Annotated in this window: 17 protein-coding genes, 1 other RNA gene and 1 pseudogene; 12 read left to right on the forward strand and 7 right to left on the reverse strand. The window is 56.5% G+C overall.

What is annotated here, in order from left to right; genetic code table 11:
- Nucleotides 1–287 precede the first annotated feature (287 nt).
- Both alr and VN622_04995 read left to right on the forward strand, forming a co-directional pair.
- Nucleotides 288–1,475: an alanine racemase gene (alr, locus tag VN622_04990; GenBank protein HWR35211.1), complete on the forward strand. Its 1,188-nt coding sequence runs from the start codon at nucleotides 288–290 to the stop codon at nucleotides 1,473–1,475.
- Nucleotides 1,476–1,655: 180 nt separating this feature from the next.
- Nucleotides 1,656–2,774, forward strand: coding sequence for an abhydrolase domain-containing 18 (locus VN622_04995; GenBank protein ID HWR35212.1), 1,119 nt, complete (start codon nucleotides 1,656–1,658; stop codon nucleotides 2,772–2,774).
- Between the two features lie 197 nt (nucleotides 2,775–2,971).
- Here VN622_04995 and VN622_05000 read toward each other — a convergent pair whose 3' ends face one another.
- Complete coding sequence (locus VN622_05000; protein HWR35213.1) at nucleotides 2,972–3,817, reverse strand: enoyl-CoA hydratase/isomerase family protein; 846 nt, start codon at nucleotides 3,815–3,817, stop codon at nucleotides 2,972–2,974.
- A gap of 141 nt (nucleotides 3,818–3,958) precedes the next feature.
- Between VN622_05000 and rpiB the strand changes: the two genes are divergently transcribed.
- The 3 genes from rpiB to VN622_05015 all read left to right on the forward strand — a co-directional run bounded on the left by rpiB (nucleotide 3,959) and on the right by VN622_05015 (nucleotide 7,073).
- A complete protein-coding gene (gene rpiB, locus VN622_05005; protein HWR35214.1) occupies nucleotides 3,959–4,426 on the forward strand; it encodes a ribose 5-phosphate isomerase B in 468 nt (155 codons plus the stop codon).
- Nucleotides 4,427–4,478: 52 nt separating this feature from the next.
- Complete coding sequence (gene glyA / locus VN622_05010; GenBank protein ID HWR35215.1) at nucleotides 4,479–5,768, forward strand: serine hydroxymethyltransferase; 1,290 nt, start codon at nucleotides 4,479–4,481, stop codon at nucleotides 5,766–5,768.
- Between the two features lie 168 nt (nucleotides 5,769–5,936).
- Nucleotides 5,937–7,073, forward strand: a complete 1,137-nt coding sequence (locus VN622_05015) for a glycosyltransferase family 1 protein (GenBank protein HWR35216.1) — start codon at nucleotides 5,937–5,939, stop codon at nucleotides 7,071–7,073.
- 140 nt (nucleotides 7,074–7,213) lie between these two features.
- Here the strand turns inward: VN622_05015 and VN622_05020 are convergent, their stop codons facing one another.
- Nucleotides 7,214–7,534: an HNH endonuclease signature motif containing protein gene (locus VN622_05020; protein HWR35217.1), complete on the reverse strand. Its 321-nt coding sequence runs from the start codon at nucleotides 7,532–7,534 to the stop codon at nucleotides 7,214–7,216.
- Nucleotides 7,535–8,245: 711 nt separating this feature from the next.
- On the opposite strand from VN622_05020, the gene VN622_05025 reads away from it, so the two are divergent.
- Complete coding sequence (locus VN622_05025) at nucleotides 8,246–8,983, forward strand: hypothetical protein (GenBank protein HWR35218.1); 738 nt, start codon at nucleotides 8,246–8,248, stop codon at nucleotides 8,981–8,983.
- 196 nt (nucleotides 8,984–9,179) lie between these two features.
- Here the strand turns inward: VN622_05025 and rnpB are convergent.
- An RNA gene (gene rnpB / locus VN622_05030) (RNase P RNA component class A) lies at nucleotides 9,180–9,611 on the reverse strand.
- Between the two features lie 221 nt (nucleotides 9,612–9,832).
- Here rnpB and VN622_05035 point away from each other — a divergent pair.
- The 5 genes from VN622_05035 to hpnI all read left to right on the forward strand — a co-directional run bounded on the left by VN622_05035 (nucleotide 9,833) and on the right by hpnI (nucleotide 15,969).
- Nucleotides 9,833–11,062, forward strand: coding sequence for an ABC transporter permease (locus VN622_05035; protein HWR35219.1), 1,230 nt, complete (start codon nucleotides 9,833–9,835; stop codon nucleotides 11,060–11,062).
- 6 nt (nucleotides 11,063–11,068) lie between these two features.
- Entirely contained in the window at nucleotides 11,069–12,328 is a 1,260-nt protein-coding gene (locus VN622_05040) for an ABC transporter permease (GenBank protein ID HWR35220.1), read from the forward strand.
- Nucleotides 12,329–12,500: 172 nt separating this feature from the next.
- On the forward strand, nucleotides 12,501–13,187 hold the full coding sequence (locus VN622_05045) for an ATP-binding protein (protein HWR35221.1): 687 nt from the start codon (nucleotides 12,501–12,503) through the stop codon (nucleotides 13,185–13,187).
- The gene (locus VN622_05050; GenBank protein HWR35222.1) at nucleotides 13,162–14,520 is read left to right on the forward strand and encodes a hypothetical protein; all 1,359 of its coding nucleotides are present in this window, start codon (nucleotides 13,162–13,164) and stop codon (nucleotides 14,518–14,520) included. The genes VN622_05045 and VN622_05050 overlap by 26 nt, the downstream gene beginning before the upstream one ends.
- Nucleotides 14,521–14,802: 282 nt before the next feature.
- On the forward strand, nucleotides 14,803–15,969 hold the full coding sequence (hpnI, locus tag VN622_05055) for a bacteriohopanetetrol glucosamine biosynthesis glycosyltransferase HpnI (protein HWR35223.1): 1,167 nt from the start codon (nucleotides 14,803–14,805) through the stop codon (nucleotides 15,967–15,969).
- Nucleotides 15,970–16,067: 98 nt separating this feature from the next.
- Here hpnI and VN622_05060 read toward each other — a convergent pair whose 3' ends face one another.
- Nucleotides 16,068–17,525 (reverse strand): sigma-54 dependent transcriptional regulator, encoded by a 1,458-nt coding sequence (locus VN622_05060; protein HWR35224.1) that lies wholly within the window; start codon nucleotides 17,523–17,525, stop codon nucleotides 16,068–16,070.
- A 17-nt stretch (nucleotides 17,526–17,542) separates the two neighbouring features.
- A complete protein-coding gene (locus VN622_05065; GenBank protein HWR35225.1) occupies nucleotides 17,543–18,649 on the reverse strand; it encodes an ATP-binding protein in 1,107 nt (368 codons plus the stop codon).
- A 186-nt stretch (nucleotides 18,650–18,835) separates the two neighbouring features.
- On the opposite strand from VN622_05065, the gene VN622_05070 reads away from it, so the two are divergent.
- Nucleotides 18,836–19,720, forward strand: a complete 885-nt coding sequence (locus VN622_05070) for a POTRA domain-containing protein (protein ID HWR35226.1) — start codon at nucleotides 18,836–18,838, stop codon at nucleotides 19,718–19,720.
- Nucleotides 19,721–19,955: 235 nt separating this feature from the next.
- Here the strand turns inward: VN622_05070 and ccsA (VN622_05075) are convergent, their stop codons facing one another.
- Both ccsA (VN622_05075) and ccsA (VN622_05080) read right to left on the reverse strand, forming a co-directional pair.
- Nucleotides 19,956–20,786 (reverse strand): cytochrome c biogenesis protein CcsA, encoded by an 831-nt coding sequence (ccsA, locus tag VN622_05075; protein HWR35227.1) that lies wholly within the window; start codon nucleotides 20,784–20,786, stop codon nucleotides 19,956–19,958.
- Nucleotides 20,760–21,365: pseudogene (ccsA, locus tag VN622_05080) on the reverse strand (cytochrome c biogenesis protein CcsA). The gene ccsA (VN622_05075) and the pseudogene ccsA (VN622_05080) overlap by 27 nt, the downstream one beginning before the upstream one ends.
- Nucleotides 21,366–21,385 lie beyond the last annotated feature (20 nt).

Consider the following 21,385-nt stretch of genomic DNA (forward strand, 5'->3'; position numbering starts at 1 on the left):
CCACCCACGAAGGCCTGCGCCACCCAGTCCAGGTCGCCACAGGTAAACTGATTGTTGTTTATCCGGCAACCGGCAGATATCTGACATCTGCCGTCCGACATCGTTTGACAACTGGCAACTGGCGACCGACATCTAGCGCCTGGCAACTGCCGTCTGCCGTCAACTGACAACTGACAACTGACCACTGGCAACTGCCGTCTGCCGTCTGCCGTCCGCCGTCCGCCGTCCGAAGTTAAGGTTCTTGTCTGAGAGCGGCAGAGTGTCTGCTTCGTTATAATCGATGTTTGGTGCCCGTTTTGTCCCTTATTAGCGTAGAAGCCACAAAATATACTCGTCCAAATTGGACAGAAATTTCTCTGACGGCGCTTCAGCACAATTTCCGCACGATAACGGATTTTGTCGCTCCGAATGCAACAGTTTGCGCCGTGGTTAAGTGCGACGGCTACGGCCACGGAGCGGTGGAGTGTGCCCGCGCGCTTGAGCAAGAAAGCGCGACTTGGTTCGGCGTCACCTCAACCGATGAGGGCATTCGTCTGCGCGACGCTGGCATCACGGGCCGAATCCTGGTGATGACCGGCTTTTGGCGCGGCGAGGAAGAAGCCATAGTGCACTACGACTTGACCCCCGCGATATGGGAGCGGGCGCACGTCGAAGCGCTGGAGAACGCAGCCGCAAAGTTAGGCAAAGCGCCGTGCGATCTTCCGGTGCACTTGAAGATCGACACCGGTATGGCACGCCTCGGATTGCCGATCGCCGAACTTGATGACTTTGCCGACGTCCTCCGATCGGCGGAACACGTTGTTCTGGAAGGTGTGTTCAGTCATTTCGCGTCCTCGGAAGTTCTCGACTCGCCGGGGGTTGATCGCCAGTTGGCGAAATTCGAATCTTCAGTCGCGGCGCTGGCGACTCACGGACTCACTCCGGTTTACCAGCACATGTCGAACAGCGCGGCCGTTATTGCGCGGCCGAACACGTGGAAGAACATGGTGCGTCCCGGACTGGCTCTCTTCGGACATTGCCTGCCGTTTACTTCTGTCGTGAGCGGAACGCCGGATGCTTCGCTGGAGCTTCCGCTTCAGCCGGTGTTGTCGTGGAAGACCCGCGTCATCGCCATGCGCGATGTGGCTGCCGGGCAAGCCGTGGGATACAACGGCGCTCATGTGACGCACTCGCCGACGCGACTGGCTGTGATTCCTGTGGGATATGGCGATGGCTTCACTCGCCAACTCTCGTGCAGCGGCCGTGTGATCGTACGCGGCAGCTATGCGGGTATCGCCGGAAACGTCTCAATGGATCTGACGACGATTGATGTGACGGCCATTCCCGGCGTCAGCATAGGAGATGAAGTGACGCTGATGGGCTCGTCCGGTGACTGCAGTATTTCAGTGTGGGAACACGCCAGCTACGCGATGACAGTCCCGTACGAAATCCTTTGTGGGCTCTCACCGCGAGTACCCAGAAAATACGTGGAATAGAGCGCAATCTACTGCGCTGGTCGCGCAAGCAGTAAACGAAGGCCGAGCAACGAAAGATGGCTGACGGAAGACAATGAAAGCTGGCTCTCGCGCAGCGTCTATGAGGTGCGGACAAGGCGTCTATGCGGGGCAGGTGCTGCGCGCCGCATTTGCTATATTTTCTATAGGCTCGAAAATCTTATGCGTAAGCGTTACGAGAAGTTTATGTACAACTGGGAGCACCGTCTCACGACGCGCGATACCAATCGCGTAGTGCGCCCGTTCGAGTGGGGATTGGATTGGACCGAGCGCTGGCCGCTCGTCAATGGCCATCGACCCGGCCCCGGCACAGGGGAGATTGAGGACTACTTCTACGCGCTGAACGAGCGCCTCGTCGAACAAAGCGACGAGTTCTTTTCCTATCGCACGCCAACGGATTTCCGGCTGGAACAGCGTACCGTCCGCGTGCACGCTACGGGCAGTAATCCTGATCTGAAGCACGATTTGAAGTACGCCAATCAGATCGGCACCTTCCTTCGCTTCACGTCGCCGGTAGAGACGCCCTTTCCGGAAAACAACGTGATGAATGCGCGCTGGTTCCCGGCGAAGGGACGGCGAGCGATTCTCGTTCTGCCGCAGTGGAATTCCGACGCCATCAGTCACAACGCCTTGTGCCAGATATTCAACGTTATGGGAATTGCGGGCCTGCGCATGAGCATGCCTTACCACGATGTACGCATGCCCGCGAGTTTGCAGCGCGCCGACTACGCGGTTTCCGCCAACATGGGGCGCACGATCGACGCTGCGCGACAGGGTGTAATCGATGTTCGAGCGTGTCTCGATTGGCTGGAGCAGCAGGGATATACGGAGCTAGGCATCCTGGGTACGAGCCTGGGCTCCTGCTATGCGTTCATCGCCAGTGCGCACGATGAGCGGCTGAAGATTAACGTTTTCAATCACGCGTCCACGTATTTCGGCGACGTTATGTGGACGGGCCAATCGACGCGGCACGTGCGCGCAGGCGTGGAAGAGGTGATTGACCAGGATCGTTTGCGCCGTGCACTCCTGGCCGTGAGCCCCATGGCTTATTTCGACAAGTTCGCGCGCTGGCCCAAGAAATCCCTGATGATCTACACGAAGTACGATCTGACGTTCCTGCCGGAGTTCTCACTGCAGATTGCATCGGAATTCGAACGACGCAAACTAGGGACGACCATTAAGGCGCTGCCCTGTGGCCACTACACACTCGGGGAAACTCCCTACAAATACATGGACGCCTGGCACATCTCTCGTTTCGTAGGTAAGGCGTTCGCACATTGATATCCGAGTCGCCCCGCTCTCGCCGTCTATTCCGAAAAAGACGCCGCTACTCTCGATTTCAGTGGAGGCAGAGTAGGCTGGCCGTTATGCTGTTTCTGAATTTCCTCCCCCAGAGGTTCTCCAAGAGGACCTGAACGAACAAGGGGCACGCATTCCCTGAGCGTGCTCCTTGTTTTTTTTGGGTAATGGGAATCATCTCAGCGGTTCTTCCATATCGGTTTGCGTTTTTCCAGAACGGCGCGAAGGCCTTCCTGTGAATCTTCGAGCGCCATGAGCTGGTTAAGGTAGATGTCCTGCGATTTCTTAATGGCTTCGGCCATTGGCAGGCCCATGGCGGAGCCGATGACCTTTTTGGTCATTTCAAGAACTGGACCACTGAATTCGCCGATGCGAGTTAACACTTCCGCAACGGTACTCTGCAATTCAGCTTCTGGCACTACGCGATTTACAAAGCCGAAGTCTTTCGCTTCCTCCGCGGTCAAAGCCTGTCCGGTCAGGATCAGTTCATAAGTTTTCTTCGGCCCGATCAACTGAGGAAGCATGATAGCGGCGAAGGGCGGGAATGTTCCCATCTTTACTTCCGGCTGTGCGAAGCGCGCGTTGGGAGTCGCAATCACCATGTCGCCGAAGGCCACGAGTTCGGATCCTGATCCGATTGCAGGCCCGTTGACGACAACGATGAGCGGTTTTGAAATTTCGCCAATCGCCTGGAAAACGCGATTGAACATCTCCAGAGTCTGAAAGACGCGGTCAGCCTTCGAGTCCTCTAACGATATGCCGGCCGAGAAGGTGCGTTGTGAGCTGTCCAGCAGAATGCACTTAATGTCGTTGCGACCGTTAAGGCTTTCAATGGCGTCCGCGAGTTCCTTCATCAAGGGAACGCTGAGTACGTTGTACGGCGGGTTGTTCAGGGTGATGTGGGCGACGTAGGTGGATGTGTCGAAAACGATGTAGCGATAGATGTTTGCTGCCGGACTTTCCGATGGCGTCGCCATGCCGAACCTCATGTCTAGTGAGTGCTGCGCCGGTACGCTTACGCGCATGGCGGTCCGCGTGATTATCCGCCGAAAGCGCGTCAGCTACAAGCCAGCAGAACCTATCCGTCCACACTGTTGTACATGTTCGCTCAGCAGCGCGAAACTAGCTCGCATGACCGGGGCCTTCTGTCGCGTTACAATCTTGCCATGAAGATAGCGATCGGTGCAGATCATGCCGGCTTCGAATTGAAGCAAAAAGTGAAAGATCACCTCGTCGCCGCCGGTTACAACGTAGAGGACGAAGGTACGGTATCGAACGAATCGGTTGACTACCCGGATTTTGCGCGCAACGTCGGCAAACACGTTGCTCAGAAGAAGGCTGACTTGGGCATTCTGGTGTGCGGTAGCGGAATCGGTATGGCGATTGCCGCGAACAAGGTGCCCGGCGTACGTGCGGCGAATGTGAGTTCCGAATTCGAAGCTGAGGTTTCACGCGAGCACAACGATGCCAACGTGCTTGCGATTGGTGCGCGAGTTCTGGACGAGCCTACGGCTTTGAAGATCGTCGATAAGTGGCTGAGAACCAGCTTCGCTGGCGGGCGGCACCAGCGTCGCGTAGACAAGATTACCGAGATTGAAAAGGACGAACTCAAGCACGGTTCTTGTGACAACTGAGCGTCCATAAGTTTGTGCAGGCCTCAAGATAGGGCCGGAAATGGAATAAGAAATGAAAGACAATTGGATGACGCGTACTTTGAGCGAAGTGGATCCGGAAGTGGCGCAGGCGATCACGAATGAGGAGAACCGGCAGCACCAAGGCCTGGAACTGATCGCATCTGAAAACTTTGTCAGCGAAGCCGTTCTGGAAGCCGCAGGCTCCGTTTTCACCAATAAGTACGCCGAAGGGTATCCGGCAAAGCGCTACTACGGTGGATGTGAGTTCACCGACGTTGTTGAGAACCTGGCGCGCGATCGTGCCAAGCAGTTGTTCGGCGCCGAGCATGCAAACGTGCAGCCGCACTCAGGGTCCTCGGCGAACATGGCCGCCTATGCTGCGGTCATCAACCCGGGCGACACCGTGATGGGGTTGGACCTGGCACATGGCGGACACCTTACGCATGGTCACAAACTTAGTTTTTCAGGCAAGACGTATCGCATTGTTTCCTACGGCGTCTCGCGTGACACCGAGACCATTGACTACAACGAACTTGAAAAAGTCGCCGAGCGCGAGCATCCGAAGTTGATTATCGGCGGTGGCAGCGCGTATCCGCGCATCATTGATTTTGCGCGCATGCGCCAGATTGCAGACAAGGTTGGCGCGCTCTACCTGGTGGACATGGCGCACTTCGCCGGACTGGTCGCTGGCGGGGCGCATCCTTCACCCGTGCCGCACGCGCACATCGTGACCACGACGACGCACAAGACGCTACGCGGGCCGCGGTCGGGCATGATCCTGTCGAAGTCGGAGTACGCAGCTGCAATCGATAAGAGCGTATTCCCCGGCTGCCAGGGTGGGCCGCTCGTGCACATCATGGCAGCGAAAGCCGTCTGCTTCCTCGAAGCGCTGCAGCCTGAGTTCAAGCAGTACGCTCGTCAGGTTGTTGCAAACGCCAAAGTGCTGGCACAGACATTGGCCGATGAAGGTTTCCGCATCATCTCCGGCGGGACGGACACGCATCTGATGCTCGTGGACGTCTTCAGCAAGGGCATGCTCGGCAGCGAAGCCGAGAAGGCGCTCGGAGAAGCCGCCATCACGGTCAACAAGAACGCTATCCCGTTCGATACGAATCCGCCGATGAAGCCGAGCGGCATTCGCCTGGGCACGCCTGCGCTTACCACCCGCGGCATGGGCGAAGCGGAGATGCGCCAGATCGGCAAGTGGATCGCAGACGCACTGAACAACCGCACGGACGCCGAAACGCTGAAGCGCATACGCCGGCAGGTGCTCGAGTTGGCAGAGCGGTTCCCGCTCTATGCCGAGCGGCGCAATTCAAAAACGGCCGCAATCCGCGCTTAGCAGACGAAAATGGCTGAACATACGGGTCCCCGGTTCGCGTGATTGCGGGCCGGGGACTTTCGCTTTGTGCCGTGCTGTCGCCGGCTGTTCGAGGCTCGCCGCGCCGTGGCTTTGTAACAACACCAGGCGCGATGGGCAAACATGCGACAATGAATGCAGGAACTCCGCGTGAAAGTTGCCATCGACATTCGACGTGTAGCCGACTTCGGCGTTGCGACCTACATTCGCAACGTCGTCCGATCGCTGGGTCGTCTTGACCATCGCAACGAATACTTTCTGATTGGCATGGTCGAGCGTCTGCGCGAAATCGGCGACCTGCCTCCCAACTTCCATTCCATTCCGGTAGCGTCTTCGCAGGGTGCTCTCAAGAGCTATTTCGAGTTCCGCCGCCACGTGAAACATCATGGCTGCCAACTCGTGCATGTGCCACACACTTTCTGGCGTCCTACACCCGGAGATTGTCCGTACGTCATCACCGTTCACGACTTGCTCGATTACATGTATCGCGTGAACTCGCGGTCGGCGATGGGTCAGATGATGCATTTCTATCTGACGAGCCTCGTGATGAAGAAGGCGGCGCGCATTTTCGCCGTATCACACTTCACCGGCAAAGACGTATCGCGCGTCTTCCAGGTACCCGAGAAGAAAATCGAGGTTGTTTACAACGCCATCGACGACCGCTTCCGGCAAGGGCACACCACGGACGCCGACCGCGAGATGATCGCCGAGCGATACCAGGTGAATTATCCATTCCTGCTTTATGCCGGGCGCATCAGTCCTCATAAGAACGTGGTTCGGATCATCGAAGCTTTTTCTGCGTTGAAAACGGACCTCGCCAAAGATGCGCGTTGTCCGAACCTCAAGCTCATCATCATTGGCGACGAACTGTCGAAGCACCCAGACCTTCGGCGAGCCGTTATAAAAAGCGGCGTGCAGAACGACGTCCGCTTCCTGGGATTTGTACCCATCGATGTTCTGCGCATCTTTTACGACGCGGCAAAAATCTTTGTCTTCCCATCACTGTATGAGGGTTTCGGACTGCCGCCGCTTGAAGCCATGGCGCATGGAACTCCCGTGGTGGCATCCAATACTTCTGCGTTGCCGGAAGTCACCGGAAAGGCCGCTGTCCTGGTCAATCCCGAAAACGTTTTTGAGATCAGCCGCGCTCTTTATCGCGTGCTGCTGGATCAGTCTCTGCGGGAAAGAATGAAGATCGCCGGACTGGAGCAGGCGGCCAAGTTCTCCTGGGACACGACGGTACAGCGCATGATCGAGGTGTACGAGGAAGCCATCTCTCGTAGCTGAACCGTCCGGGTATTCACCTGTGCCCTGGAGATCGAGATAGGCGGATACACACGAGTGTCCGGGCGTTCCTCCGACCTAAAGAATTGCCGTCCAAACCTGAAACGGCTCGCCATCTTCGACGAGCCGCCAGGGATTCGTTGTTAAGTGCGCACAGCACAGAACGTGCCCGGAGTCGGTGTGATCTTGTCCGACTTCGCGCGATTGTTCTGCCATTGAAGCGGCTGGAGGTTGAAGAGGCTGTCTACACCGCCGTGTTCCACCGGGATAATGTGGTCAATTTCCCATCCCATTGCGATCGTCATGCCGTGCCGGTTGCGCTGCATCCAGGCGCTGCACGCATCCTTGCGGTAGACGTTCGGATCGTAACCCGGAACGATGGTGCCCTTATTCCAGACCTGCTGAACTACTGCTTCGTCGAACCGAGTGCCGGTCCGGGTAGTGTTTGAAGTTCTGAGCAACATTTGTGTGTCCTTTTCATGTTGACATCCAGAACCTCAGCGACGTATAAACCTGCTTCCAAGCAAGAAGACGCCGCCGAAGCCCGGTTGTGTTTTCGGTTACAAGGGTCGAGTGAGCTACGAACTCATTTGGCCCTCAACTTTTTGGGCGAGTTCCGGGCCTTTTTGAGGTTCCGGATTCCCAAGTAGCTGGAAAACAGTACGCCCCCATGTTGTACCTGTCAAGGGGGTACCACAAAGTATTGTTGTTCTAATCGAGAACTAGAAGTTGCCTGTTTTCAACGAGTTAAAATAAAACTTGACGGTTTGCACTGCTATCCACAGCAGTCCACAGGCTCGAACCGTTTGCGGCGAATGAAATACGAAGGCAAATAGGTACCTAATCGCGGGATTCTCCCACTACTCTGCCCCAAACGTCGATAGTGAGAAGTTCGATTCCACTCATGGGAGTTTTTACGCGCGCTCTCCGCAACCTCGAGGAGACTCGGTGGGAGTTCCCGCTGACTGATTGACACTGGGAAATCAGTGGGCCAGTTCGGATTGCATCCGGCCGGGCGTTGTCTTTCGGCTTGGCTGCTAGAAAGTCGCTGCTTGATGCTCCTTCCCGCCTGAGAGAAAGTGAAACGCACATTCCAAACTTTGGCATTTTTTACCGGAATCCCTGGTAGCGGGGGAAGTCTGGACTGGCACGATGCTTGCTCTTGAGTACGCAGCATGTGTCTTCCATCCGAATCAAAAGCGCTTCTGAGCGCACTGGTATTGCTGGCGTTCATCGGGAACGGCTTGGCGCAAGATCCCGGCTCGGCGACTCAGGGCGGTGTCGCGCTCAACGCGGATGAGATTGTGGCTCGCCTTACCGCTGAGCAGGCCGCGAATCGCGAACGCATACGCGCTTACACCGTCACTCGTGAATACCGCCTGTACGGCGACAAATCCGCGGAAACAGACTCGCGCGTCATTGCCGAAATCAGCTTTGTACCTCCGGTGACCAAGGATTACAGGATTCGCGAGAGAAAAGGCAGCGGCCAAGGCGAGAGGATTGTCCGTAAGGTCTTGCAACACGAACGTGAGATGGCAGCCTCGTGGGAAGAAACTGCGCTGACCCCTGTCAATTATGACTTCGTGTTCGCGGGGGTAGACGTTGTGGAAGGACGCCGGTGTTTTGTGCTGGCGATCGAGCCGAAGCGAGATTCCAAGGATCTGATTCGCGGCAAGGCGTGGATCGATGCGACAACCTTCAACGTGAGGCGAATGGCCGGGGAACCGGCCAAGAGTCCCAGTTGGTGGGTGAAGAAGATGCAACTCACGTTGACATTCAGTGAAGTGGAAGGGATGTGGCTACAGACAGGAGCGAAGGCCGATGCCGAGGTTCGCTTCTTTGGAAAGCATGTGCTCACCGCCAACGACATCCATTACCGCACTGCAGACGCAATCGCTTCACTGACGCACTGAGCTACTAAACTGCTGAGCCACTGAGTCAGGAACCTTGTTCCTGAGCGGAGGTAAAAGGGCTCCTTCGACTCGGGCTTACGCCCTCGCTCATCAGGAAGACAAATCTTTTCTTGCTCAGCGGCTCAGGAGTTCAGCAGCTCAACGACTCAGTAGTTACAGGAAACCCCTCACGCCGTTTCCGGCGAGAGGGGCTATGTGAGCCGACGGATCTGTAAGCCGAATTCTGTCTGCTGCACTTTCGTACAACAGGACGGTCATTCCTCTGGGCCGCGCATCGCTGCGAGGCTCTAGCGACCTACCCGGATGTTGTGGCGCATCGAGCCGACACGCAGGCGAAGCCGAAGCCGCGCCTTCCATCCCTATTTGGTCTTGCTCCGTGTGGGGTTTGCCATGCCCCGAACATTACTGCCCGGGCGGTGCGCTCTTACCGCACCTTTTCACCCTTACCTGTGCTCGAAAGCACCGGCGGTATTTTCTCTGTGGCACTTTCCGTCGGCCACCCTTGACGGTGGCCTCCCGGACGTTATCCGGCACACTGCTCTGCGGAGTTCGGACTTTCCTCTCCCCGGCCTCACTCTGCCTGGCAATGCCAGCGTAAATGAGCGGAAGCGACCATCCGATCCGGCGACTACCAATTGATTATATAGATGTTTTTGGAGAGAGCAGGTTTCACCAGGAACACGGGGTCTTGAACACCGAGTTTGCTTGAAACACAGGGGGCAAAGCTGGCCTGCATCTTTATCCCGATCGAGCCGGCAATCACCGCAGAAGCCTGTGTCAAGCGTGGGTAGAACCACGCTTCGGGCCTCGCGAGCTGTCTGCTAAACTTCTTAGCGAAACCGGACTCTCATGAATACTGCTGAAGCAATTCGTATAGCCCTGCAGTCTTTGTGGGCGAACAAGCTGCGTTCTATCTTGACGCTTCTTGGAATCGTTATAGGTGTTTCGGCGGTTATCGCTGTTGTTACTTTTGTGAACGGCATCAATGGCTACGTTGCCGAGAAGATCTTCAACCTCGGCGCTGACGTTTTTATCGTTAGCAAGATGCCGAACGTCATCACCAACGCTGACGAGTATCTCGAGAGTCGCAAGCGCAAGGACATCACCTTCGAAGATTTCCACGCAGTAGCCGAGGCCTGCACGGCTTGCCGCTACGTCGGGGCGGCGGTCAATTCATTCGGCGGTAAGGTCAAGTACTCCCAGCAGAGCAGTTCCGATACGTCGATCCGGGGATGGACGCCCTCCATGGCGCCTATCTACGATCTGGACCTCGTTGCCGGGCGCGTTATCAACGAAGCTGATCTCAACAACGCCACCGACGTTGCAATCATCGGACAGGACATTGTCGATAACCTGATGGGCGGAGTCGATCCGATTGGCAAAGAGATTCGCGTCGATGGCCGCACCTATCGCGTGATTGGAGTCGGGAAGCGCGAAGGCAAGACGCTCGGCCAGAGCCGCGACAACTGGGTCATCCTTCCCATCACCAGCTGGTTCGGCCAGTACGGCACGCACAACAGCATACGAATCTGGGGGAAAGCGTACGACATCGGAGCGCCGCTCGAATCGGCGCTCGACCAGACTCGCGTCGTATTGCGCTCCCGCCGACACGACCGTCCGGGTGCGCCGGACAGCTTCTCGGCCGATACGAACCAGAGTTTCCTCAGCATATGGGCTGACCTGAGCGGCACGTTCTTCATCGTCACGATTGCGATTGCGTCGATTTCACTGTTGGTCGGCGGCATCGTTATCATGAACATCATGCTCGTCTCCGTCACGGAGAGGACGCGGGAGATCGGCATTCGCAAGGCGCTGGGTGCGCGGCGCGGTGATGTGCTTCAACAGTTCCTGATCGAGTCCAGTACGATGGCCTTCGTCGGCGGCGTGATTGGTGTAATCGTAGGCATCGTGATTGCCAAGTCCGTAACGTACCTGATCGGGATGCCGTCAGCGATCAAACTGTGGGCAGTGGCTGCGGCACTGATTGTTTCGGCCAGTGTTGGAATTTTCTTCGGAGTGTACCCGGCGCGGCGTGCGGCGCGGCTCGATCCCATCGCCGCACTTCGTTTCGAACTGTAGAGGCGTATGGCTACCAAGAACGATTATCGTCACATCGTCCGCATGGCATTGGAGACCATTGTCAAGAACAAGCTCCGTTCCGGCCTGACGGTGCTCGGTATCGTGATCGGGGTGATGACCGTCATCAGCATCTCGTCGGTCGTGCGCGGACTCAACTCTCGCGTGCAAGGCGTCGTGCAACAGATGGGCTCCAACATCATCTTCGCCTTCCACATGGAGCCATTTACGTTTGGGCACCCTACGTCGGAGATGCTGAACCGCAAGGAACTGACGCTAGAGGACGCGATGGCGATGAAAGACCTGCCGCACGTCAAGGCAGTCTCGGCCGGCGTACGCTATTTTCTGCCGCAGTTCGGTACCGGAACTTACGTCGTCAAATACAACAATCGGCGCGCGAACAACACCATCCTCGAAGGCGACACGGTGACGGCCATGGAGGTGTTTGACTTCGCCTCGCACGCTGGCCGCTGGTTCACGCCATCCGAAGAAGAGAACCGCCGCAACGTCATCGCGCTCGGCTACGATACGGCAAAAGAACTCTTTGGCGAGGACGACCCCATCGGCAAAGAGATCAATATCGAAGGGCAGCTCTTTGAAGTGGTCGGCGTTGCAGAGAAGAAGAAGGGCTTTAGCGGTGGCACCAATCCGGAAGACAACATCGTCTTTTTCCCCTACACCACGTTTCGAAAGTTGCATCCTGAATTGAAAGAGCATTGGATCAGCGTCAAAGCGACGTCGCAGGACGATGTGCCGAAGGCGATCGACGAGATGCGTGAGTTGCTGCGAAGACGACGCAAGCTGCGTCCCGATCAACCGGATAACTTTGCCGTATTCAGCCAGAATTCGCTGCTGGATGTGTGGGACCAGATCTCGGGCGGCGTTTTCGTTTTCATGTTCGCCGTGTCGAGCGTCGGCCTCATGGTGGGCGGAGTTGGGGTGATGAACATCATGCTCGTTTCCGTCACGGAGCGAACGCGCGAGATTGGCGTGCGTAAAGCCGTCGGCGCGCGCAAGTACGACATCCTGCTCCAGTTCACGCTGGAGGCAATCACGCTGACCGGCATTGGCGGCATCATCGGAATCCTGGGTGGTGGACTGGTGACCATGGCAATTCCGATCATGTGGCCCTCTCTTCCCGCGACAATGTCGGTCGAGTGGTCTACATTCGCCTTCGCAAGCTCTGCGCTGATTGGGCTGATATTCGGCATTTACCCAGCATGGAAAGCCGCTAACCTCGATCCCATCGAGGCGCTACGCTACGAGTAGAATCACAGGAACTTGCTTGTTAGCTCTGAGTTTCAGGAGCTCGTTCTGCCTCTGCGGTTGATCATCACGAATGCCGAACCTTTATCGTTGTGTGCCAGCCCATCGGCAGTTCCTCGACTTCCTTGACAGCTAAAAATAAGCTTGCGTTGACTGCGGTGGTAACATACGCGCCATGACTCCGCAACAAGCAACCGCTGCGCCATTGCTGGGCTGGGATCCGTTGAAAGAGGCCACTGACGAAGAGTTCGTCCTTGCCGCTCAGAAACGAGAAATCCATAACATTCTCAAAAGTTACACGGGTTACTACGATCTTTTTGCCGAGTTGATACAGAACGCGCTGGACGCAGTAGAAAAACGGGCCGAAGAAGGGGACATCAATTACAAGCCGGCAATCTGGATCACCATTGATATCCCCAATGAGACAATTTCCGTTACGGATAACGGGTGTGCAATGACCGAGGCACAGTTCCGGGCCTTTTTGAAACCGGGCTACTCGTTTAAGGAAGGTGGGGGAACACGAGGTAGCAAAGGCGTCGGTGCAACATATCTGGCCTATGGGTTCAACTACTTGGAGATAGCAACCAAGATCGATGGGAAATCGGCCTGTTCAGGTGTGCTGGAGAACGGACGAAGCTGGCTGGAGGACATGTCAAACGTCGTAGGTCGCCCTCGGGTACAACCGGTTACCAACACACACGGCGTTCGAATCGATCGACAGAGGTACCTCCTTCACGTTGAAGTTGATTGGGAGCGCAATCCGCCCGCGCAGTTTGCAGTATTTCATTGCCAAAACGGCAGACGTTTGGATGTGCTTACTGCGGGCACACACTCCATTGGGCGGCATCTATATTTCGAGTGAGGCGGCGCCCTCAGTTTCTGTTGAAGTAGAGGTGATCAGCGGCAAGCCGGCCACGACTACGCTAGTTAACCTTGATACTCCGAAGTATCTATACCCACATGAGGTCCTAGGACGCACGGCGGACCTACGCGACTTCCTAAAGGACCAGGCATCGCGCGTCGAGAAGGGACTCGACGTTTCAAAGGTTCCCGCCAAGTTTACGAACCTGAACGGTATCTGGGGTGAATGGGACCACACGGAGATTCTTTCAAACAAGTCGCCTATAAAACCACGATTGGATGATTCCGAGAAGGACTTGGTTTCGCAGCTCGGCGTGCAAATGTACGTGTTCATGTGTTACTCGACAGACCTGTGGGACGATTATAACGACAACAAATTGGGTCTGCGGAAAGGTAGCCGGATTCTCAGGGGCGGATTGCAACAGGCGACCAAGCATATGCCTCAGGGGCAACCTGTGACCATCCCGCTCACGAACAATATCGGATTTCAGAATATTACCCATATCATCGTTCACTTTCAGAATTCCGAACCTGACCTCGGGCGAAAAGGTTTTCAGCCCGAACACACAAAGTTGGCCGAGAAGCTGTCTGTATCGGCTGTGACCGCTTATCGGCACTATTACGAGCGCCTGCTGCGGAAGAACACAGGAGCGCCCGCATTGATGCAAGCGGTGAAACTAGAGAAGTGGATCGATGATCAAAAGGAACATGAGAAATCGTATCCACTTAAGATCAGCGGAAAAGGCTTGTTTGCGCCGGAAGAAGAACTGCCGATCAGGTCACTACCCTTGGTCGAGCAAGATGTTGTCGCGCTGTTCAACCAAATGCTGTCATCTGGCTTAATCCGCGGTATTCAACTGCTCTCGTCAAGCCAATATAATCAGTACGACGGTCTGTATCGCATCTATATCGAGCCTCCCTTCACGAAGTTCATCCGAGCTGAGGAGAATCCGCTGGGCGTTGACGCCGAACACTTTTCGGGGCTAGAACAGCCCATCATCTCTCCTGTTCGTGTACTTGAGTACAGATACAGCCTCGATTCGCTTATTGAGGAGATGGATACAGGCGAGAAGAACGCGAACGAAATCGGCCTTGCAGTCTGTTGGGAGCTGGGCGACAAGTGGCAAACGAGTTTCGATATCGTTTCGTTCTTAGAAGAAGACCACGTCCATCACAGAGAATTCCATGGAATTACTCACCAGCTTTTCCATGGCGTATCCCGCCTCCCCTCGTTTCAGGTAATTGTTTTGAAGGACCTGGTTTCCTTTTTACTTGACCCAGCAACTGAACGCGCTCGACAACACCAGCTCTATTCGGTAAATGCTGAATTGTGACTCGTGCCAAGACATAATAATGGAGAACGTGCGGCAAGCCGCTGAGCGCCACGAATATTGAAGGTTCGAGCCTATTGAGACGAGAGTGCCTCGAACCTTCGCTGCTGAAGGTTCAGTTCCAATACTTTCTTTCCGAGAAATCAATCTAGTCTCGCTATTGAGATCGGGATTGTGATGCCGCCCGATCCCTGTATGCCGTATTCGCACAGCTTTCCTGGACAACTCCGGTTTGGTAAGCTGAACCTTCGTTCACCTCAGCGGAGATATCGTCCCACGCTTCTAATGAATCATTCACTGCTCACGTTTGTGGCCTGCATATGCGGGCTGCTCGCGATTTGCGGGCTCGGATATCTGGTGCTCACGTTATGGAGCATCCGTCAGCATGTGAGCGCCCCGGTCACGATGCGGCCCGGCTTTACGCCATCGATTACCATTCTTAAGCCGCTGCACGGCGCCGATCCGGAGATGTACGAATCCTTCCGAAGCCACTGTCTGCAGGACTACCCAGAGTACGAGATTATCTTCGGCGTTAACGACGCCGAAGATCCTGCGGTAGCGGAGGTCGAGCGCCTGCGTCGTGAGTTTCCGGCACGACGGATCGAACTGGTCGTCGGCAGAGAAGTGCTCGGCACGAATCGCAAGGTGAGCAACCTGGTGCAGATGTTGCGTGCCTCCCGCTACGACCACGTGCTCGTGAATGACAGCGACATCCGCGTGCCGCCCGACTACCTGCGATCTGTAGCAGCCCATTTTGCAGACTCTTCCGTGGGGCTCGTAACGACTTTGTACCGGGCGGTTTCCGATCGCACGATAGCTTCCCGCCTGGAGGCCGTCACCATCAGCACAGACTTTGCCGGAGGCGTGCTCTGCGCGAAGCAGTTGGACGGGGGGATGCACTTCGCGCTTGGCGCGACTCTCGCGATGCCGCGCCGAGTGCTGGGACACATCGGCGGCTTCGAGCCTCTGCTCGACTACCTCGCTGACGATTACGAACTGGGCGTCCGCACCGCGCGCGCAGGCTACAAAGTGGTGCTCGCGGAGCCAGTCGTGGAAACTTTTCTGCCCGCCTACACCTTCCGTCAGATGTTCGAGCACCAATTGCGATGGGCGCGCACAGTGCGCGATATGCGCCGGTTGGGATACTTTGGAGTGCTCGTCACATTCGCGCTGCCCTGGGCGATTCTCGCCTTGCTATTTTCCGCCGGAGCACTCTGGGCCTGGGCCTTGTTAGGTATCACGACCGTGACACGATTCGCTTGTGCGTACCTGCTTTGCACCGCTGTATTGCGAGACGAGCGCAACCTGCGAGACCTATCGCTCGTACCGCTGCGCGACATTGTCGGCCTCGCAGTATGGATTGCCAGCTTCGCCGGGAATACCGTGACCTGGCGCGGTGAGGTGTACCGTCTCAAGGACGGGAAACTGGCTGGGGCATCACGAACCATTTAGCACGATAGAACACAGCAAAAATCAGTGCCTACGTGTATGAACAGAAAAGGTAAGGGCACGGCGCAAGCCGTGCCCCTTACCTTTCTGCGAGCGTTCGATTACACCTCGGCTGTTGCCGCGTCTTCTTCGTCGGATCGCATCAGCCCAAATTTTTTTAGCTTGTAGCGGAGTGCATCGCGGCTGATGTCGAGCAGCCGTGCCGCGTGGGTCTGGTTCCCGTTGGCCTGGGAAAGCGCCATTTCCACCAGTGCGCGTTCCACCTCCTCCAGAGAAGTGCCGCCCTCAGGGATCGTCAACGGTGGCAAACTGCGGCCATTTCGCAGCGGTGCGCCCGGCGCATTCAGCGACGTCATTTCGAAAGCGGTCAATCCCGTTGCCTGCTGGCCTACGGCGAATGGCAGATACTCCGGCCGCAAGAACTCTTCGTCTTCCAAAATCATTGCGCGTTCGATTGCGTTCTTCAGCTCTCGAACGTTGCCTGGCCAATTATGCTTCATCAATAGCTTGCGGCTTTCGTCCGTCAGTCCGCGAACGCCCTTACGAAATTTGCGGTTGTAGCGCTCGATGAAGTAGTCCACAAGAGGTTGAATGTCCTCCTTGCGCTCGCGCAGGGGCGGGAGGAAGACCGAGATGATCGCCAGGCGATAAAAGAGATCCTGCCGGAATTGAGCTTCGCGAACAGCGCGCTCCAGGTCCCGGTTGGACGCTGCGATGACGCGGACATCCACCTGCATGTCACGCACTCCGCCGACGCGGCGTATGACCTGGTCTTCCAAAACGCGCAGCAACTTGGCCTGAAGGAGAGGAGATAGTTCGCCGATTTCGTCGAGGAAGAGCGTTCCTCCATCGGCCATCTCGAACAGGCCTTTCTTCATTGCCTTCGCGTCGGTGAATGCGCCACGCTCGTGACCGAAAAGTTCGGCCTCCATCAGCGTCTCGGGGATAGCCGAGCAGTTGATAGCAATGAAGGGTTTGTTCTGGCGGCTACTCTCGTAGTGGATGCCTTTCGCGATCAGATCCTTGCCGGTGCCGCTTTCGCCCTGGATCAAGATTGTCGTCGCCTCGCTGGCGGCGATCTTGCGCACAAACACCATCAGGCCCGTCATTTTTTGCGAGACGCCGATGACGTCGTGGTAGCCCGCGCGCCTGCGAACCTCGCCACGGAGCGATTCCACTTCACTGCGCAGCCGCGTCGTTTCCAGCGCGTTCTTCACGGCCACGGCGAGTTCGTCGAAGTCGAGCGGCTTGCCGACGAAATCGTACGCGCCCAACTTCAGAGCCGTTTTCACGTCCTCCAGTTGGGGATCAGCCGTGATCATGATGACAGCGCGCGCGTTGCCGGCCTGCTTGAGTTGTTCCAGAACCTGGATTCCATTCAGATCGGGGAGGCGGACGTCCAGCAGTACGAGGTCGGGGGACTCGTTGTGCGCCATCCGGAGGCCAGCCGTTCCATTCTCGGCTTCCAGAACGTGGTAGCCCCACTCTTCACATTTCTGGCGCAGGGACCAGCGGACGAGCTTTTCGTCATCAACGATGAGAACTTTTTCTGCGGGCATTCCTGTTCACTACTTTACTACGAACCGACCTCAATTGTTGATCGCTGCTGCGGCAGGACGACGACAAAGTTGCTGCCTTTGCCGAGCCAGCTCGTCACGTCGATGCGTCCGCCGTGGTCCTCCACGATTCGGCGCGCCAGCGATAGTCCAAGTCCGGTGCCGTTACCCTTCGTGGTAAAGAACGGGCGGAAAATGTTGGGAAGGATCTCCGGCGGTATTCCTTTTCCGGTGTCATCTACCGCAACACAAACAAGCTTATCGGTGCTGGTGATCTCAATGCGTACCCTGCCATTGGCATCGCACGCCTGGATCGCGTTCAGGATAAGGTTCAGCAGAACCTGATGTATCTGGCCGGCATCGTGATCGAGCGGCGGAAGCCCTTCGCTTCGGATCAGTTCGAGTTCCACGCCCTTCGTGTGCGCCTGCTCACGGGCAAACAGGACGGCATGCTCCGCGGTCGCATTGATGTCGCCGGGCCGAAACTCCGGGGCCTTTGGCCGCGCGATCTCCAGCAAGTCGGAGACAATGCGATTGATGTGCAACACCTCGGCGCGAACATCCTTCAGCACCAGGCGAGCAGGACTCTCCTTCGGCAAGTCGCGGCCGATGATCTCAATAACGCCCGCAATCCCGGCTAGGGGATTACGAATCTCGTGCGCGAGCCCTGCCGCCAGTTCTCCCAGGGTCGCGAGATGCTCCGCCCTGGAAATTTGTGTACGGTGCAGGTGCTGAATCTCTTCACGGCTCTCGCGCAGTTGCTGCACCATCATGTTGAAGTCACGCCCAAGGTCGCCGACCTCATCGTTGCGATCGGCAAAACTGACGGCAACATCCATGCTGCCCGCGCGGACCTGTGCGATCTTGTCTTGCAACTCGGCCATGGGTCTGCGGAAGACGACGCCGAGCACCATCAACATCGCTGCGCAAACACATACTGCTCCGGCCGTAGCGACCACGAGCACCGTGTTCCGTTCCGGGTCGCCAAGCGACAGCGTAACAAGAACGAACAGCAATAGACCGTTGAGCAATACGGCTGCAACGGGAAGAACGGCCCTCAATTGCCAGTTCACTCGAAGGTTCGACACTCTCAGGCGCTCCCGAGTCGTACCAAGGTCTGTTCCCATTATGGGTCTTCAGGCGGCAAGGGACAAGCTAAGTCACTCATTGCGCATTCCCTAAAGGCCGCCACTGCTCGGACCTGGCGCGTTTCATTCTGTTTGCGATTCAGGTTCCACTTCGAAGCGAGGGCGCGTAATATCCTTCGCCATCCGCATATACACACTTCGTGGAAAGGCAATCTGATGAGGCGGTTGATTATCGTCGTCGCATGTAGCGTACTGCTTCCGACGTTGCTTCAGGGCCAGTGCATATCGAAGCAGGATTACCGTACTGACAAAAAGGCCGGAATCGTCGTACAGCAGCTTATCTTGAGCGGCACGCGAGCCTTCGATTCGACGCAGATTGCCGAGGTGACGGCCAATTTCGTCGGGTCTTGTTTTAACGGTAATGCCGAAGAAATCGGCGAGCGGATTCGAGACCAGTTTCAGAAACGAGGCTATCTCAAAGCGAAAGTAGACAATGTCACCATCAAAGCTATCGACCCGCTGGCAATTCCGAAACCTGTCACGGTCGAAGCAGAAGTCCTGGAAGGCCCACTTCACAGCCTTTCAGAACTTCACTTGGTGGGGAATCATATTTTCACAGACGAGCAACTGGTTGCACGAATTCCGCTTAAGCCCGGCGACCCTTTCAATACGGAAAGAGTTCGCACGGGGTTAAATGCACTCCTTGAAGTGTATGGCAGTAGAGGACACCTTGACGTTCTAGCCCTGCCGATATCCAGGTCGCATTCCGAATCTACAGTCGCCCTGACGATTTCCGTAGAGGAGGGCAAGCAATATCGAATGGGCAAGCTGCAAGTCACGGGACCGCAGGAAATAGCAGATCGCCTGCAAACCAGGTGGTCCTTGAGCCAGGGCGTACCGTTCGACGCAACCTACTTAGACAAGTTCATCGAAGAAAACCATACCTTGCTGCCCGAAGGTTTTCAGCAAGGCGAGTCCGTTCAGGTGGTGCGGAATTGCAGGGAAGGAACGGTGGCCGTATTTATGTTCTTGGGAAAGGGGACCATCCCGTCCCAGCCTGTACATGAGATCGACTGCGAGAACTCAGGTAAGAGTAGTTTGAAGTCATGACGGTTGCCGCTGGAACAAAACAGAATGGAGACTGCTGACAAAGCCAATTCAGAACAAGCGTCATGGTGAGCGTAGGGGCGCGTAGTCGAACCACCTTGTATTTCCGTCGCACACGAAACACAAGGTATCTCCACTTCGAGCCTTCCGTCCTCCGGTCGACATGACGCTCTAGTTGTTAACAACAAAAATGGGGCTCGAATTCGAGCCCCATGGGTGACGGTGAGGGTTGTTTGCCTTATGCGTATGCGTGCAGGCCCGGCAGCAAGTATGTGACGCCGAAGAAGGTGAAGATTACGACCGCAAAGCCAAGGATTGCGAAGTACGCCGCCCGGCGTCCGCGCCATCCGCGGGTGATCCGCATGTGCAGATAGCCGGCGTACACCAGCCAGGTGATGGCGGCCCAGGTTTCCTTAGGATCCCAGCTCCAGTACGAACCCCACGTCTCGTTTGCCCAATATGCGCCGACGGCGATCATCAACGTCAGCAGCGGGAACGCCAGGCAGATAGTCTTGTACGTAACGGAATCAAGCGCATCGGTCGAGGGCAGCAAGCGCTCCAGGTCGCTACGGCGCCAGAGCAGCATCAGGTAGAGCAGCCCGGCGAAGATGCCGCCAACCAGACCGGCAAGGATGAATGGACTCGCGGCCAGGTTCGTTACGAATAGACCTTCGACTTGCGGATTTGAGTAATGTCCGCTGCGAACACGGAGGACGAACGCGCCGACGGCGACGACCTGCAGCAGAATGCTGACGAACATTGCACGGTTTGCCAGCACGAAGATGTTCTCGTCATGCTTGGCACGTCCTACGAAGTAGAGCACGAGTGGAACTACGACGGCCAAAGCTGACAGAGCGAAAAGCCAGCCCAGCTCAGGAATCGTGACGAATAGCCTCTGCCCCTCTGCGATGAAGATTTCTTGCTTGCCCGCAGGGTCCCAGGCGATAACGTCGAGGCCGCCGTTGTTGAACCGCAGCACGGCGATGCAGGCATACACCAAGCCAACGCCGCCGGAGGTCAGCGCCAGGAACGTCTCGGTTTTCATCTTGTCCTGAATCAGGAACATCATGGAGAGGGCAAAACTCACGGCGCAAGCGGCATACGCAAGCATTGCGAGCGATACGTGCACGTGCAGCCACGTCGATTGCAGTGCCGGTACCAGTGGCCGAACCTCCGAAGGCAGCAACTGCATCACGATGACCGACACTACCGCCAGCGGCATGGTCACGCTTCCGATGATCTTTACACCGTAGAAGCGTTCCGCCACCAGCGTCAGCAGTGCGACCGTCCACACGAAGCTAAGCAACATCTCGTACATGTTGGAGAACGGCGGCCGTCCGGCGATGTACCAGCGGTGGCCGGCAGCGAGGGTATTCGCCACCAGACCAATCACGGTCGCGATGGAAGCAACCTTGACGTAGCGGTCAACTCCCGTTACGCCGAAGCCCATGTACAACGCGCCAGCGCCTGCATAGAAAATCAGGGCCACGTACAGCATGTTGCTCTCATTAAAGAGCGGCCCCGTCTTCGTCTTCATAGCTCCAAGGAAGGCGGTCATCAAAAGGAACATCATCGCCATTCCCACCAGAACGAGCAGTGTCGTTCCTGTTGCCGCCGCGGGTTGCTGTTCTGCTCTTGCTTTCGACATCACTGTTCCTCCGAATGCCT

Source organism: Clostridia bacterium (genome assembly GCA_035561135.1).
Classification (GTDB): Bacteria; Acidobacteriota; Terriglobia; order Terriglobales; family Acidobacteriaceae; genus DATMYA01.

Excerpts from the sequence above, each read along its gene's own strand:
- rpiB (HWR35214.1), top strand. The coding sequence starts at position 3,959 with ATGAAGATAGCGATCGGTGCAGATCATGCCGGCTTCGAATTGAAGCAA.
- VN622_05000 (HWR35213.1), bottom strand. The coding sequence starts at position 3,817 with ATGCGCGTAAGCGTACCGGCGCAGCACTCACTAGACATGAGGTTCGGC.
- VN622_05020 (HWR35217.1), bottom strand. The coding sequence starts at position 7,534 with ATGTTGCTCAGAACTTCAAACACTACCCGGACCGGCACTCGGTTCGAC.
- VN622_05040 (HWR35220.1), top strand. The coding sequence starts at position 11,069 with ATGGCTACCAAGAACGATTATCGTCACATCGTCCGCATGGCATTGGAG.
- VN622_04995 (HWR35212.1), top strand. The coding sequence starts at position 1,656 with ATGCGTAAGCGTTACGAGAAGTTTATGTACAACTGGGAGCACCGTCTC.
- VN622_05025 (HWR35218.1), top strand. The coding sequence starts at position 8,246 with ATGTGTCTTCCATCCGAATCAAAAGCGCTTCTGAGCGCACTGGTATTG.
- VN622_05065 (HWR35225.1), bottom strand. The coding sequence starts at position 18,649 with ATGGGAACAGACCTTGGTACGACTCGGGAGCGCCTGAGAGTGTCGAAC.
- hpnI (HWR35223.1), top strand. The coding sequence starts at position 14,803 with ATGAATCATTCACTGCTCACGTTTGTGGCCTGCATATGCGGGCTGCTC.
- VN622_05045 (HWR35221.1), top strand. The coding sequence starts at position 12,501 with ATGACTCCGCAACAAGCAACCGCTGCGCCATTGCTGGGCTGGGATCCG.
- glyA (HWR35215.1), top strand. The coding sequence starts at position 4,479 with ATGAAAGACAATTGGATGACGCGTACTTTGAGCGAAGTGGATCCGGAA.
- ccsA (HWR35227.1), bottom strand. The coding sequence starts at position 20,786 with ATGATGTTCCTGATTCAGGACAAGATGAAAACCGAGACGTTCCTGGCG.
- VN622_05035 (HWR35219.1), top strand. The coding sequence starts at position 9,833 with ATGAATACTGCTGAAGCAATTCGTATAGCCCTGCAGTCTTTGTGGGCG.
- VN622_05060 (HWR35224.1), bottom strand. The coding sequence starts at position 17,525 with ATGCCCGCAGAAAAAGTTCTCATCGTTGATGACGAAAAGCTCGTCCGC.